Here is an 18639-nt window from a genome sequence, read left to right on the forward strand (position 1 = left end):
AGATGCCCAAGGATAGTGGTATTGGCGCCAGCTCTAAACGGCGCGAGGACGTGCGGTTCCTGACCGGTAAGGGTCAGTATACCGACGACGTGAATGTTTACGGTCAGACCTATGTGCATTTCCTGCGCTCGGATGTGGCGCATGCACGGATCAACGGGATCGATACCTCGGCCGCAGAAGCGATGCCGGGTGTTGTGCGTATTTTCACGGGCAAGGATTTTGAAGGTATCGGCGGTTTGCCCTGCGGTTGGCAGGTCACCGACCGTCACGGTCAGCCCATGCAGGAACCGGGACACCCCGTTCTGGCACAGGGCAAGGTCCGCCACGTGGGCGACCCGATCGCAGCCGTTGTCGCGGAAACCCGCGAACAGGCCCGCGATGCGGCAGAAGCCATCGGTCTCGATCTCGAAGAGCTTCCGGCTGTCGTGAATATGAAAGAGGCGCTCAAGGACGGTGCCCCGAAGGTTCACGACGATCTGAGCTCGAACCTCTGCTATGACTGGGGTTTCGTGGAAGACAACAAAGCCGCCGTTGATGAAGCCATCAAGAATGCGGCCCATGTCACCACGCTCGAACTGGTGAACAACCGTCTGGTTGCCAACCCGATGGAACCGCGTGTGGCCGTGGGCGACTATAACGCCGCCAACGATGAATCGACGCTCTACACCACCTCGCAGAACCCGCATGTGATCCGTCTTCTGATGGGGGCCTTCGTTCTGGGAATCCCCGAGCACAAGCTCCGCGTTGTGGCGCCCGATGTCGGCGGCGGTTTCGGCACCAAGATCTTCCACTATGCGGAAGAAGCCTTTGTGACCTTTGCGGCCCGTCAGATCAAGCGTCCCGTCAAATGGACCTCGACCCGTTCCGAAGCCTTTATGTCGGATGCCCATGGCCGTGACCACGTGACCAAGATCGAGCTCGCGCTCGACAAGGACAACAACTTCACCGCTGTTCGCACCGAGACCTATGCAAACATGGGCGCTTATCTGTCCACCTTTGCGCCTTCGGTTCCGACGTGGCTCCACGGCACCCTGATGGCGGGCAACTACAAGACCCCGCTCATCTATGTGAACGTCAAGGCCGTGTTCACCAACACCGTTCCTGTGGACGCATATCGCGGTGCGGGACGTCCCGAGGCGACCTTCCAGCTTGAGCGGGTGATCGACAAAGCCGCGCGCGAGCTTGGCGTTGATCCGATCAAACTGCGTCGTCAGAACTTCATCACCCAGTTCCCCTATGCCACTCCTGTGGCTGTGGAGTACGATACCGGCGACTATACCGCGACGATGGACAAGCTCGAAGAGATCATGGATCTTTCGGGGTTTGCCGCGCGCCGCAAGGCCTCCGAAGCCAAGGGCAAATGGCGCGGTCTCGGCGTCAACTGCTACATCGAGGCTTGCGGCATCGCACCGTCGAACCTTGTCGGGCAACTCGGGGCGCGTGCAGGTCTCTATGACGCTGCGACGGTCCGTGTGAATGCGACGGGCTCCATCTCGGTCATGGTCGGGGCGCACAGCCACGGTCAGGGTCACGAGACGACCTTCCCGCAGGTGATCGCCGAGATGATCGGCATCGACGAAAGCCAGATCGACATCGTGCACGGCGACTCGTCCAAGATCCCCTTCGGCATGGGCACCTATGGTTCGCGGTCGCTTGCGGTCTGTGGCTCCGCCATGGTTCGCGCAACCGAAAAGGTCATCCGCAAGGCCAAGAAGATCGCCGCTCACCTGCTCGAAGCATCGGAAGCCGATATCGAGCTCAAGAACGGCAAATTCTCGGTCGCGGGCACCGATAAGTCGGTCGATTGGGCTGGGGTCACTCTTGCGGCCTATGTGCCGCATAACTACCCGCTCGAAGAGATCGAACCCGGTCTCGAAGAAACCGCGTTCTACGATCCGGCCAACTTCACCTATCCGTCGGGCGCCTATGCCTGCGAAGTGGAAGTCGACCCCGAAACGGGCAAGGTCACGATCGAGAAGTTCGCAGCCGCCGACGACTTTGGTAACGTTGTGAACCCGATGATCGTCGAAGGTCAGGTCCACGGCGGTATCGCCCAAGGTATCGGCCAGGCGCTTCTCGAAGCCGCTGTCTACGATGAAAACGGTCAGCTCCAGTCGGCGTCCTATATGGACTATGCGATGCCGCGTGCGGATGATCTTCCGTTCTATATCGTCGACCATTCGTCCTGCACGCCCTGCACCCATAACCCCCTTGGGGTCAAAGGCTGTGGTGAAGCAGGGGCCATCGGCTCGCCGCCCGCCGTTGTGAACGCCGTCATCGACGCGCTCGCATCGGGTGGCAAGAACGTCGGCCATATCGACATGCCCCTGACGCCGCATCGCGTCTGGAAAGCAATGAACCAGTAAGAGGAGGACGACATCATGTATGCATTCGACGTAACCCGTCCGAAAACCGTGGCCGATGCAGTTGCTGCTCTTGCTGGCGAAGACGCTCAGGCACTGGGTGGGGGGCAAACCCTCATCCCGACCCTGAAACAGCGTCTGGCCTCTCCTGCAGTGCTGGTGAGCCTTTCGGCCATCGACGAGATCAAGGGCGTTTGCCAAGACGGCAGTGTCCTGAGCATCGGCGGCGGAACGACCCACGCAACGGTTGCGGCAGAGGCGGGGGCCTATCCCGCGCTGGCGGCCTTGGCCGCGAACATCGGTGATCCTGCGGTGCGCAGCCGCGGGACCATCGGTGGCTCGCTTGCCAACAACGATCCTTCGGCGTGCTACCCTTCGGCGGCTCTGGCTTCCAATGCGACCATCGTGACCAACACTCGCGAGATCGCAGCGGATGACTACTTCCAAGGGCTGTTCACCACCGCTCTGAACGAAGGCGAGATCATCACGGGCGTGAAATTCCCGATCCCGCAGGCCGCGAACTATCAAAAGTTCGTCCAGCCTGCATCGCGCTTCAGCCTTGTCGGGGTGTTTGTGGCCAAATACGCCGACGGTGTTCGCGTGGCGGTCACGGGCGCATCCGAGAACGGCGTGTTCCGCTGGTCCGAAGCAGAGGCTGCGCTTTCTGCGAACTTCTCGGCAGCGGCTCTCGAGGGGCTCACCGCTTCGGCGGATGGCTTGATCAACGACCTTCACGGGGACGCGGAATATCGCGCCCATCTGATCAAGGTCATGACCAAGCGCGCTGTCGCTGCGGCCAAGTAAGACCGTCCTGCTCGCGCTTCATGCGGGCAGGTCCAACAAAAAAGCCGCCCTTCGGGGCGGCTTTCTCGTATCAGGGGATTCGTGCGAGCCTTACTTGGTCGGGCTCAGCATCATGACCATCTGACGGCCTTCCATTTTGGGCATGTTGTCGACCTTGCCGTGTTCGGTAATGTCGGAAGCCACACGCTCCAGCAGATTCCGTCCAAGATCCTGGTGGGCCATTTCGCGGCCACGGAAACGCAGCGTAACTTTGACCTTGTCGCCGTTCTCGAGGAACTTGAGGACCGAGCGCATTTTCACTTCGTAATCGTGGGTATCCGTGTTGGGACGGAACTTTACCTCTTTGATTTCGATGATCTTTTGCTTCTTGCGAGCCTCGGCCTCTTTCTTCTGGGTCTCGTACTTGTACTTGCCGAAGTCCATGATTTTACACACGGGCGGCACAGCATTGGGCGAGATTTCTACAAGATCGAGACCGGCTTCTTCGGCCATTTCAAGAGCGCGAGCGGGAGAGACCACTCCGACGTTCTCGCCTTCGGCGCCAATAAGACGGATTTCAGTGCCCCGAATACGGTCGTTGATACGGGGTCCAGTTTCACGCACCGGAGGTGCGTTATGAGGTCTGCGGGCTATGGCCTTGTCCTTTCGGCTGTTAGCAATTTCTTGCGCAAAATATAGGCCCTTAGCGCTGCGCGCAACCCGCTATTGAGGCATTGGGCTAAAGTCCTGTTTTCCCCCATGAGTTGTCTCTTTCCCTTTCATGTTGCATCTGTCATAGGGGCCGCGGAACCCGGATTGGGGGCTCCGTCCAAAAAAGGAAGTGTATCATGAGAGCGATTATCATCATTGCTATCGCTGCGATCGCCGGTTTCTTCGGCTATCAGTATTTTGCCAATGGTAAGGCACCTGTCGAAGCGGTCGAAACCGTGACCGAAAAGGCAGAAACCGCTGCAGAAGGCGCGACCGAAGCAGCGACCGAAGCTGCTGCAACCGCGACCGAGGCTGCCACCGAAGCCGCCACCGCCGCAACCGAAGCTGCGACCGCTGCTGCTGAGGCGACCGAAGCTGCTGCCGAGGCTGCCACCGATGCGGCTGCCGGTGCTGTAGAAGCTGCTGCAGAAGCTGCGACCGACGCGGTAGAAGCTGCTGCCGAGGCTGGCGCTGCTGCCACCGATGCCGCTGCCGCTGCGACCGAAGCTGCGACTGATGCGGCGACCGCTGCGACCGAAGCTGCGACCGATGCCGCCACTGAGGCTGCAACCGACGCCGCTGTAGCTGCCGAAGGCGCCGCTGCTGCTGCCACCGAGGCCGCAACTGCCGCCACCGACGCTGCAACCAACGCCCTCGGTTCGGTTGCTGCTGCTCTTGATCCCGCTACTCTCCTGAACGTCGAGAACTTCGATGCGGCCGCTGTCGTATCCTACATCGAAGCCTCGTCGCTCGAAGACGGCACCAAGGGCACGCTTGTCACCGCTGTGAACGCAGCCGGCGACAACCCCGAGCTCATTCAGGGCGTGATCGATCAGATCAAGGCGGCTCTGGGTCTCTGATCCAACCCGTCCCAAAAGAAAGGGCCGCTCGATCGAGCGGCCCTTTTTCGTTGAACTGTCGGTAAAATCAGTCGAGGAACGCCTTTTCTACGACATATTGCGCGGGCTTCGAGTTCGCACCTTCCTCAAGGCCATAGCCTTCGAGCATCTCTTTGATCTCGAGGTTGAAGGCAAGGTTGCCGCAGACCATCGCACGGTCGGTCTCGGGGTTGATTTGCGGCACGCCGAGATCGGCAAACGCCTCGCCCGAGCGCATCAGATCGGTGATGCGGCCCATCTTGGGGCTCTCTTCGCGGGTGGTGGTCGGATAGTATTTGATCTTCTTCCAGAAGCCGTCTCCGATGACTTCGTTCAAAAGCTCGTCCGTCTTGAGGCTTTCGATCAGGTCGCGGCCATAGGTCAGCTCGCCCACTTCGCGGCAGGTATGGGTGATGATGACCTCGTCATAATCCTCATAGGTCTGCGGCTCGCGCAAGAGCGAGGCAAACGGCGCAAACCCTGTGCCCGTGGCAAAGAACCAGATGCGCTTGCCGGGAAGGAGCGCGTCATGCACAAGTGTGCCGACGGGCTTGGGGCGCAGGATGATTTCGTCCCCGACCTTGATGTGCTGGAGCTTGGAGGTCAGTGGGCCGTCTTGCACCTTGATCGAGTAGAACTCCAGCTCTTCGTCCCAAGAGGGCGAGGCGATGGAATAGGCGCGCAGCAATGGCTTTTGCTTGCCCGTCACGGGATCAGGGTCGCCCATCAGGCCGATCATCACGAACTCGCCCGAGCGGAACCGCATCGACGCAGGGCGCGTGCAGCGGAAGGAAAACAGGCGGTCGGTATAATGTGCCACAGCGGTCACGGTCTGTGCGTCCGGCATGGTCACGGCTTTGGCGGGTGCGGGTGCTTCGGTCACTAGGGCTTGCTCGGTCATATCTCTCTCGCGCCACACCATGGGGCGCGCCTTTGTCATACGCGTTGATCTGGATCAGGGGAAGGGGCCGATCAGGCCCGCATCCGCGACTGATAGTCATGGGCCTGCCATTTTGCACGGGCGAGCCATTGATCTTCGGGCTGACGCGCAGCGAGATCATCGCTGATCTCGACCTCGTCGAAACCCGAGCGACGGGCCATCGCGTATTGATCGGCGATCACATGGCCCTTGGCACGCAGGCGGCCCTTGAACCCCTCGCGGCGCAACTGCGCGGCAAGGGTAAAGCCGCGCCCGTCCGAAAACGAGGGGAAAAGGATACGCACGAAGGATGCCCCCGAAAGACGGGCGGCAAGGTCGCGGATCTCTGCGTTGGAGGGCACTTCGATTGCGGGGGTGTCCGTCGTCGCATCGTCAAGCGCGACAAAGGTTCCCTCGAAGTCATCTGCGGCAAAGCCGCTGTCGGTTACAATCACAGTCATCATTTATCCCTTTCAGGCCGCAACACCGCCACCGCGAACGACTTTGCCGTTCACAAAGTGGATGCCGCATTCTTCTTTGTTCGAGTTCCGCCAGCGTCCCGCACGCGGGTCTTCGCCTTCTTTGACGGGCGAGGTGCAAGGGGCGCAACCGATGGATGGATAGCCCTTGGCCACCAGCGGGTGACGGGGTAGGCGGTTTTCGGTCATATAGTCCTGAAGATCGCTCATGTCCCAGTGGCAGAGCGGGTTGATCTTGATCCGCGTGTCGTCCTCGTTCTCAAAGAAGTCGAGCGCCGCGCGGGTCGAGCTTTGATACCGTTTGCGCCCCGTGATCCACGCATCATAGTCGTTCAATGCGTTCTGGAGCGGGATCGTCTTGCGCAAATCGCAGCAAGCATCGGTGTTATACTGATGCAAGGTGCCGTCGGGATCGTGGAGCTTCTTCATCTCGTCGGAGGCGCGGATCACTTTCACGTTCTTGAGGTGAAGGCGCTCGGTCAATTCGTGTTGATAGTCGAGCGTCTCGGCAAAGAGCATCTCGGTATCGATGAACAGAACGGGCGTCGTGCGGTCGATCACGGACACGAGGTGCAAGAGCACCACCGACTCCGCGCCGAACGACGACACGAGCGCAGTCTTGCCCACCTGAGCGTCCCGCAATGCGCCTTCGAGAACCGAAGTCGCACTGTGGTGCTTGTAGCGGGTGTTGAGCGCCGTGACGCGTTTTGCGACGGGTTCACTCAGCGGCATGGGCACGGGCCTCCGCATCGTAGAGTGCGGTCTTGAACGGCTCCATACCGACCCGCTTGAACGCTTCGAGGAAGGTTTCTTCGGGGCTTTCGCGCAGGTCGAGATAGGCAAGAACAATGCGTTCGATCGCATCGGTGATGTCCTCATACGAGAAACCGGGTCCCGTTTTGGTGCCGATCACCGCGTCTTCGGTGCCGTCGCCGCCAAGGGTGATCTGGTAATTCTCGACGCCGGCGCGGTCGAGGCCCAGAATTCCGATGTGGCCAACGTGGTGGTGTCCGCAAGCGTTGATGCAGCCCGAAATTTTGATCTTGAGCGGGCCGACCTCGTGCTCGAGCTTGAGCTCCTCGAAACGGGTTGCGATCTCTTGCGCGATCGGGATCGAACGCGCGGTTGCAAGGGCGCAGTAATCCATACCGGGGCAAGCAATGATGTCCGAGATGAGACCGATGTTCGCAGTCGCAAGGTCGGCTTCGCGCAGGGCTTGGTACACCGCCGGAAGATCCGATTTATGGACATGCGGCAGGATCACGTTCTGCTCGTGGCTGATCCGCAGCTCGCCGTGACCGTATGCCTCGGCCAGATCGGCCATCACGCGCATCTGGTGCGATGTTGCATCCCCGGGGGTCTGGCCATGCTTTTTGATCGAGATCGACACGATGGCATAGCCGTCGACACGGTGCTCGGCAAGGTTGGTGTCGCTCCACGACGCAAAGGCAGGGTTGGCCAGACGGTAAGCGTCATAGGCCTCCGTGCCTTTGGTCACGAATTCGGGCGCGGCAAAGTGCTTTTGGATTTGCGCAAGAATGTCCTGATCCACACCCGTAAAGGTCGGACGGATCGCCGCGAAACGCTCGTCGACAAGGGCCGCAAAGGTATCGAGACCGTTCTCGTGGACGGTGATCTTGATCCGCGCCTTATACTTGTTGTCGCGGCGGCCAAGGAGGTTCCAGACCGAAACAACAGCTTCGACATAGGGAAGAAGGTCCGCTTTGGGCAGGAAGTCCTTGATCACCTTGCCGACCATCGGCGTGCGGCCGAGACCGCCACCGACGATGACTTCAAATCCGAGTTCACCCGCCGCGTTGCGCACCATGCGCAGGCCGATGTCATGCGCTTTGGTGACGGCGCGGTCGTTGGGCGAGCCGGTGATCGCGATCTTGAACTTGCGCGGCAAGAACTGGAATTCGGGATGGTCGGTGGACCACTGGCGCAGCAATTCGGCAACGGGACGGGGGTCTTCGATCTCGTCGGCGGCGGCTCCAGCGAAATGGTCAGCGGTTACGTTTCGGATCGTATTGCCCGAGGTCTGGATCGCGTGCATTTCGACATCGGCAAGCGCGCTCAGGATATCGGGCACATCGGCAAGCTTGGGCCAGTTGAACTGGATGTTCTGGCGGGTGGTGAAATGGCCATAGCCCTTGTCCCACTTGTCCGCGATATAGGCGAGCTGACGCATCTGCGAGGGGTTGATCGTCCCATAGGGCACGGCCACGCGGAGCATATAGGCGTGAAGCTGGAGATAGAGCCCGTTCATAAGGCGCAGGGGGCGGAACTCGTCCTCGGTCAGCGAGCCGTCGATGCGGCGCTCGACCTGCGCGCGGAATTGCGCAACGCGCTCGCGGACGAAAGCTTCGTCAAAGTCGTTATACTTATACATTCTTAAATCTCCACCTGCTTGCCGTGGGCATAGTTCGAAGGCCCGCGGGTGCGGAAGGCTTCTCGGAAATGGGTCGGCTCGGGGCCGTTCGCGCCCGCCTTGGCCTCGACGAGATAGGGGCCGACAACGGTTGCGGCATCACGCTGGGCGTCCAGAAGACGGATTTCGGCATGGGCCTCATCCTCGATCAGCTCGGCCTCACACATATTGCGGGTCCAGCGATCATCGGCGGTGAGCCAAACGGCATCTCCTTCGAGCAGATGGTTGGCTGTGACGACTTTGGGTGTGAATTGGCGGCTCATTGAGCGGCCTCCTTTAGGTCTAGGGACGTGAGGACCTCGGCCGCGTGGCGCGGCGCAAGGCCATAGAGAAGGATGGCGGGGCCGTGCAGGTCGCTGCGCGACAGCGCGGGCTCCAGCTCGGCAAGGGTGGTGGACAGAACGCGGCTTTCGGGGCGCGAGGCGTTTTCAACCACGGTGATCGGGGTGTCGGGGTTTGCGCCATGCATGATTAGGCGACCCTGCACGAACCGCGCGGCGCGCTTGCCCATATAGATCGCGGCAACCTCGCCGTCTTTGGCAAGAGCGCGCCAGTCATGGTCGGCAAAGCCCTTCATATCGTGACCCGTCAGAAGCCTGACCGAGGCGTTGCGGCCCCGCTTGGTCAGGCTCTGGCCGATTTGCGCCACAGCCGCAGAGGCCGCTGTGATGCCGGGCACGATGCGATAGGAAATACCTGCGTCTTCAATAGCTTCGATCTCTTCGTCGAGGCGACCGAAAACGGTGGGATCACCGGCCTTGAGACGCACGACATGGGCCCCTTGTGCCGCATGTTCGACGATAAGACGGTTGATCTCGTCCTGTGTGGTCGAAGGACCGAAACCCTCTTTGCCGACGTTGATCATCAGCGCTTCGCGGCGGGCAAGTTCGAGGATCTCGCGGCTGACCAGACGGTCATAGATCACCACATCCGCCTCATCGAGCGCCTTGCGCGCCTTGAGCGTCAGAAGTTCGGGATCACCGGGACCTGCGCCGACAAGATCGACATGGCCTTCCTTTTGGGCGGTCATGATATGCTGATCGAGAAGCGCTTCGAGCGCCGCGCTCGCCCCTTTTGCCCCATTGGCCTCGACGGCTTTGGGACCTGCTTTGAAATAATAGTCGGCCCAGAAGTCACGACGCTTGCGACCCAAAGGCAGCGTCTCGACCGCATGACGGAAGGATTTCCCCACACGCGCCAAAAGGCCGAGCGTCACGGGGAGCCGCTCTTCAAGGTCCGCTTTGATGGCACGGGCCAGAACAGGGGCCGCGCCTTCGGTGCCGATGGCGACCGTCACAGGATCACGGTCGACGATGGCGGGGGTGATGAATGCGCTGTCTTCGAGGTTATCAACGATATTGACCAGCGCTCCTTCGGCGCGGGCGATTGCCGCAACGCGGGCGTCCTCTGCGTCATCCTCGTTCGCGGCATAGAAAAGGGCAGCGCAAAGCACGTCTCCGCGGCGCAATGCGCGGCGGGTCAGGATGATTTTCCCCTCAAGGCCCAGCTTTTCGATGTCGGCATGGGGGGCGTCGGCATAGACGGCGATACGCGCTTCCGTCTTGAGCAAAAGACGAAGTTTCGCCATCGCAGCCTCTCCACCGCCCGAAAGGACGATGCGCCGACCGGCGACCGAGAGAAAGATGGGGAAGTGTTGCATCGCATACTCCTGAAGGTTTCCCTGTCTATATAGAACATTTTTCCGTATTTTGCCTATTGTACGGCAAGAATAAGGACGTATGTTCTATTCAGGCGGTGGATCGCTTTGAATGTTCTATAAGTCGGGAAAAACAGGAATGTCTTTTCGTATTGATGAAACGGATCGGAAAATCCTTTGCGAGCTGCAAAGGGACGCCGCCCAATCGCTGGACGATATTTCAAGAAATGTGGGGTCGTCCAAGACACCCGTCTGGAACCGAATCCGCAAGATGAAAGAAGCGGGGATCATCGGCCGTCAGACGGTTTTCCTTGATGCCGAGGCTCTTGGGTTCGAAGCCTGTTTCTTTGTTCTGATCCGCACCAGCGAGCACGAAGTAGAGTGGCAGCGCAAATTCCTTGCCGCGCTGCGTGCCCGTCCCGAAGTGCAGGAGGCACACCGTTTGGCGGGGGATATCGACTATATCCTCAAGGTGCGCGTGAAAAACGCCCGCGCCTATGATGAGTTCTATCAGGCGCTTATTTCCGAAGTGAAAATCCACAACGTCACTGCACTCCTCTCGATGGAAGAGATCAAATCGACGCTTGATCTTCCGCTCTAGCGGCGCACCATCAAGGCCTTGAGCCCGTGGAAGTGATAGACATTCGCAAACTCCGACGGGTCTGCGGGTGACAGGGTCGGGCAGCGCTCGAAGAGCACTTTGAGCGCTGTCACAAGCTCGAGCCGCGCGAGCGGAGCGCCGACGCAAAAATGGATGCCGCCGCCGAAGCTGGTGTTCACGGGGCCTTTGCGGGCGGGATCGAAGACATTGGGGTAAGGATAGGCCGCAGGATCGCGATTGGCCGAGGCCAGAAGGCAATTCACAGCCTCGCCCCGTCGGAATGCGTGGCCAAAGACGGTGACATCCTCTTTGGCATATCTGGTAAAGGAATGGAGCGGCGGATCGAAGCGGATGGCTTCTTCGACGACCTCGGCGGTGATGTCGGTGATCCCGAGCGACATCAGAAGTTTCACCGTATTGCCCATCGTGTGAACGGTGGCCTCGTGACCTGCGTTAAGCAATAGAATGCAGGTGGTTATCAGCTCGTCTTCGGAGAGAGAGCCGCCCTCGTCGCGGGCGCGGATCAATTCGGAAATAAGATCGTCGGCAGGAGCCGCACGTTTGGTCTGGATATGGCGACGGATATAGTCGGCGAATTCGGTCGAAGCTTGCGCCGCATCCTCTTCGATTTCGCGGGTGCGCCGCGCCTGATACATCGAGACCATTTTGGCCGACCAATCAAGGAGTTGCACGGCGTCCTTTTCGGGCACACCGAGCAACCTGCAAATGATGATGACGGGAATCGGAGTGCAAAACGCCTTGAGCAGATCGAAGTCACCCGAGGGGAAGGCGTCGATCAAACCATGCGCCAGCGCCCGAATTTCGGGCTCGAGCGATTTGATCCGCCGCGAGGTAAAGGCCCGCAGCACCAGCGCCCGTAACTGCGTATGGCGCGGTGGTTCCAGTTCAAGCATGGAATGCGCTTCGAGATCGTAGAAAGGCTTGGTATGAGGTGCGATGGGCGGCGCAAGATCGGAAGGCAGTTCCCGCCCGAACCGCCGATCCTTGAGCAAAGCGGACACCGCTTCGAACGAGACCGCACAGATCGTTTGATAGTCTTCCCAGTAAACCAACGGTCCATGTTCCCGCGCGCTGTCGTAAAACGCATAGGGGTTTTGGACAAAGTCCGGATCGGTCGGGGACTGTTTGATCGATTTCATGTGCGCAAGGTGGCAGCAGGCTCTGGTATTTGCAACGGGCTCTTTGCTATCCTGTCCTCAATGAAAAGATATCTGGTCCAACGTCTCGTCGTGATTTTGCTCTTTCTCTCGGCGGTGGCCGTAGGGTCAAGAGCGGTGTGGAACTATGGCTTCGACTCGGCGCTGGACCAGCTTGCCAGTCGCGGTCGATCCGACCTCGCGCTTGCGGGGGATCGTCTGACGTCCGAACTCCAGTCCTCGCGCGAATTGGCGGTGTTCGTCGCCGCGCACCCGATGGTCAAAGGGCTGCTCTACGGTTCCCAGACCCGTGAAGCCACGAACAGGGTTCTACAAGAGATCGCCGACAAAGCAGGTTTGATGGACCTTGTCGTGGTCACGCCCGATGGCGAAACCTTGGCCCATGCGCGCGAGCTTCCCCCTGAGGATCATGCCTCGCGCGAGGATTTCGTGCGGGCGATGGACGGTGCTTTGGGGGTCTCCCACGCCATGAGCAAACTCTACGGGCGGCGGATATTTCGCTTTGCTGCGCCCGTTTTCGGCGCGCAGGGGCCCGTTCTTGGAGCCGTCGTTGCGATTACCGATGTCGAGGCCGTCGAGGCCGCATGGCGCGGGGACAGGCCGACCGTGTTCTTCACCGACGAATACGGCGTGATTTTCGTTTCGAACCGCTCCGAGCTTTTATTCCGCGCGCGAGAGGGCACCTCGAGCGATCAAGTGCCGAGTGATGTCTATGAGACGGTCCGTGTGACGCCCTTTGTCGACTATGTCAGGCAGGATCGGGCCGGCTATGATCTTTGGGGCGTGGACGGTGGGAGGTATCTTCCATCCCAAGCGCTCCACTTCGAGAAGCTCTTGCCGACAATCGGACTTCGGGTCGAGGCGTTGCTCGATGTCGCGCCCGCACGCCAGCTTGCCTTTCTTCAGGCGGCGATCACGGCGGCGCTTTGCCTTGCTTTTGGTGCGCTCCTCTTTCTTGCGACCGAGAGACGGCGGACGCTTTCGCGTCTCAACCAAAGCCTCGAAGCGCGTGTCGAACGGCGCACAGAAGAGCTTCAGGCGGCGAACGAGTCGCTTCGTCGCGAGGTGGCCGAACGCATCGCCGCCGAGGCGCGGCTCAAGCAGATGCAGGCGGAATTGGTCCAAGCCGGAAAACTCTCCGCTTTGGGTCAGATGTCGGCGGGTATCAGTCACGAGCTGAACCAACCGCTTATGGCAATCCGCTCCTTTGCCGAAAATGCCGAGACTTTCCTCGAGCGTGGTAAGGTCGACGTTGCCGCCCAGAACCTCGGACGTATCTCCGAACTCGCGCGGCGCATGGGACGGATCATCCGCAATTTGCGCGCCTTTGCCAAACAAGAGGACGAACCTCTGACCGATGTCGATGTGAACGGGGTGATCGAGGCCTGTTTCGAGATAATCGCGAGCAAAGCCCAACATGAAGGTGTCGCGCTCTTCTGGGAGGCACAGGCGGGTCTCCCGAAGGTCCGTGCGGGCGAAGTGCGTCTTCAGCAAGTGGTTCTCAACCTGATTTCGAACGCGATCGACGCAATGGAAGGCCTTGGCGACAAACGCGTCGAGGTTATGACCCAAGACCTCGGCAAGCGTGTTGCCGTTTCAGTGCGCGACCATGGTCCGGGGATTGCCGAACCCGAAAAGATATTCGATCCCTTCTATTCGACGAAAAAGATCGGCGCAGCCGAGGGTATGGGGCTTGGGCTCTCGATCAGCTATGGTCTCGTCCAGAGTTTCGGCGGCGCGATTCAGGGCCGCAACCACCCAGAAGGGGGAGCGGTCTTTACCATCGAATTGACCGCATCCCAAATGCAGGAGAACGCATGACCCGCAAGGTTTTGATGGTCGATGATGATCGTGAAGTCCGCGAGGCTTTGGGCCAGACGCTTGAACTTGCCGACCTTGATCCCATCCTTGCGGGTTCGTTCGTCGAGGCAAAGGACCACATCGTTGCGGGCTTTGACGGGATCATCGTGACAGATATCCGCATGCCGGGGCGGGACGGGTTCCATCTTTTGTCCTATACCCATAGCGTCGATCCCGAACTTCCCGTCATCCTTTTGACGGGGGAAGGGGATATTCCCATGGCGGTCAAAGGAATATCGAGCGGCGCCTTCGGCTTCCTTGAAAAACCCTGCGCACCCAAGGACTTTCTCGCTGTTGTAGAAAAGGCATTGCGCACCCGCGCATTGGTTCAGGAAAATCGCCGCCTCAAACGCGAGGCCGAAACAGGGGACGCGGCTGCCCGTATGTTGCGGGGAAGATCCGAGCTTTCACGGAAAATGCGATCGGATGCCCGAGCGGTGGCCCGTACGAGCGCCGACGTGCTCATCACGGGCGAGCCCGGGGTCGGCACTGCAAAAATGGCCGAGGTGGTGCATTTTCTCTCTGCAGGGTCCAACGCGCCTTTCCTCAAATTCAGCGCCTCCACGTTTGGCGGTGAAACCATGGATCGTGCCTTTGAAGCGGCGATCGGTGGCTCCCTCTTTCTGGACGAAGTGGCGCGAATGACTCCCTCCGCGCAATTCTCGCTTCTTGAAGCGATGGAAAGGCCAAGCCGTCCGCGCGTTATTGCGGGCACCTATGCCGATCTGGGCCAAGAGGTGAAAGAAGGACGGTTCTCGCCTGATCTCTTCTATATCCTTCAAGCAGCGACGATCCGAATTCCACCGCTGCGGGAGCGGCCCGAAGATATCCCCGAGCTGTTCAAGCACTATGTCGACATTGCCTGCGAGCAGTCCGATTTGCCGACGCCCGAAATCACGCCAGAGGTTCTCTCGCGCCTCATGGCACAAGATTGGCCCGGCAATGCGCGCTCGCTGATGAATGCGGCCATGCGCTTTGCCATGGGGCTTAGCGAGATCGGTGACCAGCAGCCCGAAGAACTTGGCCTTGCCGAACAGATGGCACAAGTGGAGCGGAGCCTGTTGATTGCGGCGCTTCAGCGTCACGGCGGCAATGCGACCGAAGCGGCCAGAGGCCTGAAGCTCCCGCGCAAGACCTTCTACGACAAGCTGGTGCGCCACGGAATCAAAGCCGAGATTTATCGGGATTGAGTCGGGCTGTGCGGAAATCCGCACAGTTATCGCAAACCGATGTGCGGATTTTCGCCACCCATCAAGAACTTTTGCGACGTTGCCGGGGCGGTTGGCTGTTAAGTATCTGAATGTAATTATAATTCACTCCCTCTCACGTAGAGTTGAATTTTTGCTTGTCGGAGTCTTCTCCTGCCTCTTTTGTGATCCCAGTCATCCATTTCGGGTGCAAATTAAGTTTCTTTGGGAGGAAACCATGAAATTCTTTAAGCTCGCAGCTTCCGCTGCTGCTCTTGCTGTTGCTGCTTCGGGCGCTTTTGCCGACACCGCTGGCTGTGACGAAGGCGAAATCGTCGTAAAGTTCAGCCACGTTACCAACAGCGACAAGCACCCCAAGGGCATCGCTGCCAACCTTCTGATGGAGCGCGTGAACGCCGAGATGGACGGCACCATGTGCATGGAAGTGTTCCCGAACTCGACCCTCTACACCGACGAACAGGTTATCGAAGCAATGCTTCGCGGTGACGTGCAGATGGCTGCTCCGTCGCTGTCGCTCTTTGAATCGATCACCAAGTCGTTCCGTCTGTTCGACCTTCCGTTCCTGTTCAAGTCGATCGAAGCTGTCGACGCGTTCCAGGCTTCGGAAACCGGTATGGCTATGCTCGACTCGATGCAGCGCCGCGGCGTTCAGGGTCTGGGCTACTGGCACAACGGCATGAAGCAGATGTCGGCCAACAAGCCGCTGATCACGCCTGCTGACGCTGCCGGCCTCAAGTTCCGCGTCCAGCCTTCGGACGTTCTGGTTGCCCAGATGGAAGCACTGGGTGCTTCGCCGCAGCCGATGGCCTTCTCGGAAGTTTACGGCGCACTGCAAACCGGCGTTGTCGACGGTCAGGAGAACACCTGGTCGAACATCTACGGCCAGAAGTTCTTCGAAGTTCAGGACGGTATCACCGAAACCAACCATGGCGTTCTTGACTATATGGTCATCTCGTCGGTCGACTTCCTCGACAGCCTTGATCCGGCCGTTCGTGACCAGCTCCTGAACATCTTCAACGAAGTCACTGCAGAGCGTAACGCTGCCGTGGCTCAGGTTGACGCCGATGCACGTCAGGCCATCCTCGATGCTGGCGGCGTGATCCGCGAGCTGGACGACGCAACCCGCGCTCAGTGGCTCGACGCCATGTCGCCGGTCTGGAGCCGTTTCGCCGAAGAAGTAGGCCAGGACAACATCGACGCAGCGCTGGCTATCAACGACAGCATGTAATCCTTTCACGGACGTCGAAAAGCGTGGCCCGGCGGCATTCTCTGCCGGGCCATTTCATACCTAATACGCTGTTTGAGCGAGGGGACCATGAGCGCATCGTGGAAATATGAACCGAAGACGAAACTGGGACGCTTCGTCCATGAGTTCGAAGAAAATGCTATTGCCCTGATGCTGGGCCTTATGACGGCACTGACATTCATCAACGTCATTCGCCGCTATGTCTTCAACGCCAGCCTGATTTGGAGCCTCGAGGTCGTTCTCGTGCTGTTCGCTTGGTTGGTGCTTTTCGGGATTGCCTACGGTTTCAAGGTCACTGCACACCTTGGCGTCGACGCGGTCACTAACCTTCTTTCGCACCGTGGCCGCCGTATAGCGGGCCTGCTGTCCGCAGCGATCTGCCTTTTCTATGCAGTTTTGCTTTTGAAAGGCGCATGGGACTACTGGGCCCCATTTGCCGAGCTCAAGCCGACGACAGGCCGCTGGTTCCCCACGGGGATCGACTGGGGCGCACGGGGCACCTCCTATTTTGAAACGGACCAGATCCCTATGCCGGGCTTTCTTAAGTGGCTCGAGGACGCGATCAACTACGGCGAGACCTACTCCAAGATGCCGCGGGTCGTTCCCTATGTGATCCTGCCGATTTCCGCGCTCCTGATTTTGGTGCGCATCGTGCAGGCCACTCTGCGCATTATCAAAGGCGAACAGAATAGCCTGATCGTCAGCCACGAAGCAGAAGACGCGGTCGAAGAAGTTGCCGCTATGAACCGCGAGGCTTAATTCCGATGGAAGTACTTCTCCTTTTTACACTGATCGTTGGCCTGCTTCTGATCGGCGTGCCGATTGCCGTCAGCCTTGGTCTGTCGTCGATCATCTTCCTGTTGGGGTTCTCGGAAACCTCGCTGGGGTCGGTGGCACAGTCCATGTATCAGGCGATGGCCGGTCACTACACGCTTCTTGCCATCCCGTTCTTCATCCTTGCGTCGTCGTTCATGTCGACGGGCGGTGTGGCTAAACGGATCATCCGTTTCGCGATTGCCTGTGTGGGCCACCTTCAGGGCGGTCTGGCGATTGCTGGTGTTCTTGCCTGTATGATGTTCGCCGCGCTGTCGGGGTCTTCGCCTGCGACCGTGGTTGCCATCGGTTCCATCGTGATCGCCGCAATGCGTCAGGTCGGTTATACCAAGGAATTCGCGGCAGGCGTCATCTGTAACGCAGGGACCTTGGGTATTCTGATCCCGCCCTCGATCGTGATGGTTGTCTACGCCTCGGCGACGGACGTTTCGGTTGGCCGCATGTTCCTTGCAGGGGTTATTCCCGGTCTTCTGGCTGGCCTTATGCTCATGATCACCATCTATGTGATGGCCAAGCTCAAGAACATGCCCAAAGGCGAATGGCTCGGCTGGGGCGAAGTCTTCGGGGCCTTCCGCGAAGCGATCTGGGGCCTGTTCCTCATCGCGATCATCATGGGCGGCATCTACGGCCATCCGTGGATCAACTTCTCGGGCGGCGAAGAAGGCTTCATTTACTGGCGCGGCGGTGCGTTTACTCCGACCGAAGCGGCAGCCGTTGCAGCGATCTATGCCTTCTTCATTGCGACATTCGTCTATCGCGACATGGGGCCCTTGGCCACGGAGAATGGTCCGATTTCGCTGCTGCGCAAGCCGCAGGCTCTGATCACGGCCCTGTTCCACCGCGACACCCGCAACACGCTCTTTGAAGCGGGTAAGCTGACGGTCACCCTGATGTTCATCATCGCCAACGCGCTGATCCTCAAGCACGTGCTGACGGACGAACAGATCCCGCAGCACATTGCAGGCGCGATGCTCGATGCAGGCTTCGGACCCGTCATGTTCCTTATCGTTGTGAACGTGATCCTGCTCATCGGCGGCCAGTTCATGGAGCCTTCGGGTCTCATCGTGATCGTGGCTCCGCTGGTGTTCCCGATTGCGATCGAGCTTGGGATCGACCCGATCCACCTCGGTATCATCATGGTGGTGAACATGGAAATCGGGATGATCACTCCGCCCGTAGGTCTCAACCTCTTCGTGACTTCGGGCGTAGCAGGAATGCCGATGATGGCGGTCGTGCGTGCAGCACTTCCTTTCCTCGCCGTGCTCTTCGTCTTCCTGATCCTGATCACCTATGTGCCCTGGATTTCGACGGCCATTCCGAACGCCATAATGGGGCCTGAAATTATCACCAACTAGTTCTCCTCCTTGACGAGTGGTGATCGAAAGGGGCTGCGCATTGCGCGGCCCCTTTTCTGTTGGGCCGCGACACATTGGCAAAGGTTGCGTAAATCCCGACAGGTGCTAAGAACCGGACGGAATTTTAGAAACGGAA

Annotated in this window: 17 protein-coding genes; 9 read left to right on the forward strand and 8 right to left on the reverse strand. The window is 59.4% G+C overall.

Annotation, left to right across the window (positions count from 1 at the left end; translation table 11 throughout):
* Positions 1-2 precede the first annotated feature (2 nt).
* Together QQG91_RS04805 and QQG91_RS04810 are read left to right on the forward strand one after the other, a co-directional pair.
* A complete protein-coding gene (locus tag QQG91_RS04805; RefSeq protein WP_285771841.1) occupies positions 3-2366 on the forward strand; it encodes a xanthine dehydrogenase family protein molybdopterin-binding subunit in 2364 nt (787 codons plus the stop codon).
* A 15-nt stretch (positions 2367-2381) separates the two neighbouring features.
* Entirely contained in the window at positions 2382-3167 is a 786-nt protein-coding gene (locus QQG91_RS04810; protein ID WP_285771842.1) for an FAD binding domain-containing protein, read from the forward strand.
* 90 nt (positions 3168-3257) lie between these two features.
* On the opposite strand, the gene infC is transcribed toward QQG91_RS04810, so the two are convergent.
* Complete coding sequence (gene infC / locus QQG91_RS04815) at positions 3258-3770, reverse strand: translation initiation factor IF-3 (RefSeq protein WP_285771843.1); 513 nt, start codon at positions 3768-3770, stop codon at positions 3258-3260.
* 224 nt (positions 3771-3994) lie between these two features.
* Here infC and QQG91_RS04820 point away from each other — a divergent pair, with 224 nt between their 5' ends.
* Positions 3995-4717: a translation initiation factor 3 gene (locus tag QQG91_RS04820; protein ID WP_285771844.1), complete on the forward strand. Its 723-nt coding sequence runs from the start codon at positions 3995-3997 to the stop codon at positions 4715-4717.
* 67 nt (positions 4718-4784) lie between these two features.
* Here the strand turns inward: QQG91_RS04820 and QQG91_RS04825 are convergent, their stop codons facing one another.
* The 6 genes from QQG91_RS04825 to cysG all read right to left on the reverse strand — a co-directional run bounded on the left by QQG91_RS04825 (position 4785) and on the right by cysG (position 10224).
* Complete coding sequence (locus QQG91_RS04825; RefSeq protein WP_285772313.1) at positions 4785-5636, reverse strand: ferredoxin--NADP reductase; 852 nt, start codon at positions 5634-5636, stop codon at positions 4785-4787.
* Between the two features lie 71 nt (positions 5637-5707).
* On the reverse strand, positions 5708-6115 hold the full coding sequence (locus tag QQG91_RS04830; RefSeq protein ID WP_285771845.1) for a DUF934 domain-containing protein: 408 nt from the start codon (positions 6113-6115) through the stop codon (positions 5708-5710).
* Between the two features lie 12 nt (positions 6116-6127).
* The gene (locus tag QQG91_RS04835) at positions 6128-6883 is read right to left on the reverse strand and encodes a phosphoadenylyl-sulfate reductase (protein WP_502881585.1); all 756 of its coding nucleotides are present in this window, start codon (positions 6881-6883) and stop codon (positions 6128-6130) included.
* Complete coding sequence (locus QQG91_RS04840; protein ID WP_285771847.1) at positions 6852-8525, reverse strand: nitrite/sulfite reductase; 1674 nt, start codon at positions 8523-8525, stop codon at positions 6852-6854. The genes QQG91_RS04835 and QQG91_RS04840 overlap by 32 nt, the downstream gene beginning before the upstream one ends.
* Positions 8526-8527: 2 nt before the next feature.
* The gene (locus tag QQG91_RS04845; protein WP_285771848.1) at positions 8528-8827 is read right to left on the reverse strand and encodes a DUF2849 domain-containing protein; all 300 of its coding nucleotides are present in this window, start codon (positions 8825-8827) and stop codon (positions 8528-8530) included.
* Positions 8824-10224, reverse strand: a complete 1401-nt coding sequence (gene cysG, locus QQG91_RS04850) for a siroheme synthase CysG (protein ID WP_285771849.1) — start codon at positions 10222-10224, stop codon at positions 8824-8826. Before cysG ends, QQG91_RS04845 begins: the two co-directional genes overlap by 4 nt.
* A gap of 136 nt (positions 10225-10360) precedes the next feature.
* On the opposite strand from cysG, the gene QQG91_RS04855 reads away from it, so the two are divergent.
* Positions 10361-10822 carry an Lrp/AsnC family transcriptional regulator gene (locus tag QQG91_RS04855; RefSeq protein ID WP_285771850.1) on the forward strand — a complete coding sequence of 154 codons (462 nt, stop codon included), beginning with the start codon at positions 10361-10363 and terminating at the stop codon, positions 10820-10822.
* Here QQG91_RS04855 and QQG91_RS04860 read toward each other — a convergent pair.
* Positions 10819-11982, reverse strand: coding sequence for a cytochrome P450 (locus tag QQG91_RS04860; RefSeq protein WP_285771851.1), 1164 nt, complete (start codon positions 11980-11982; stop codon positions 10819-10821). The two genes, QQG91_RS04855 and QQG91_RS04860, sit on opposite strands and share 4 nt — an antisense overlap.
* A gap of 60 nt (positions 11983-12042) precedes the next feature.
* Between QQG91_RS04860 and QQG91_RS04865 the strand changes: the two genes are divergently transcribed.
* The 5 genes from QQG91_RS04865 (at position 12043) to QQG91_RS04885 (ending at position 18503) form a co-directional block, all read left to right on the forward strand.
* The gene (locus tag QQG91_RS04865) at positions 12043-13821 is read left to right on the forward strand and encodes a sensor histidine kinase (RefSeq protein WP_285771852.1); all 1779 of its coding nucleotides are present in this window, start codon (positions 12043-12045) and stop codon (positions 13819-13821) included.
* Positions 13818-15050 carry a sigma-54-dependent transcriptional regulator gene (locus QQG91_RS04870; RefSeq protein ID WP_285771853.1) on the forward strand — a complete coding sequence of 411 codons (1233 nt, stop codon included), beginning with the start codon at positions 13818-13820 and terminating at the stop codon, positions 15048-15050. The genes QQG91_RS04865 and QQG91_RS04870 overlap by 4 nt, the downstream gene beginning before the upstream one ends.
* Positions 15051-15285: 235 nt before the next feature.
* Positions 15286-16296 (forward strand): DctP family TRAP transporter solute-binding subunit, encoded by a 1011-nt coding sequence (locus tag QQG91_RS04875; protein ID WP_285771854.1) that lies wholly within the window; start codon positions 15286-15288, stop codon positions 16294-16296.
* Positions 16297-16383: 87 nt separating this feature from the next.
* On the forward strand, positions 16384-17073 hold the full coding sequence (locus QQG91_RS04880) for a TRAP transporter small permease (RefSeq protein ID WP_285771855.1): 690 nt from the start codon (positions 16384-16386) through the stop codon (positions 17071-17073).
* A gap of 5 nt (positions 17074-17078) precedes the next feature.
* Complete coding sequence (locus QQG91_RS04885; RefSeq protein WP_285771856.1) at positions 17079-18503, forward strand: TRAP transporter large permease; 1425 nt, start codon at positions 17079-17081, stop codon at positions 18501-18503.
* Positions 18504-18639: the final 136 nt, after the last annotated feature.

It is taken from the genome of Marivivens sp. LCG002 (assembly GCF_030264275.1).
GTDB lineage: Bacteria > Pseudomonadota > Alphaproteobacteria > Rhodobacterales > Rhodobacteraceae > Marivivens.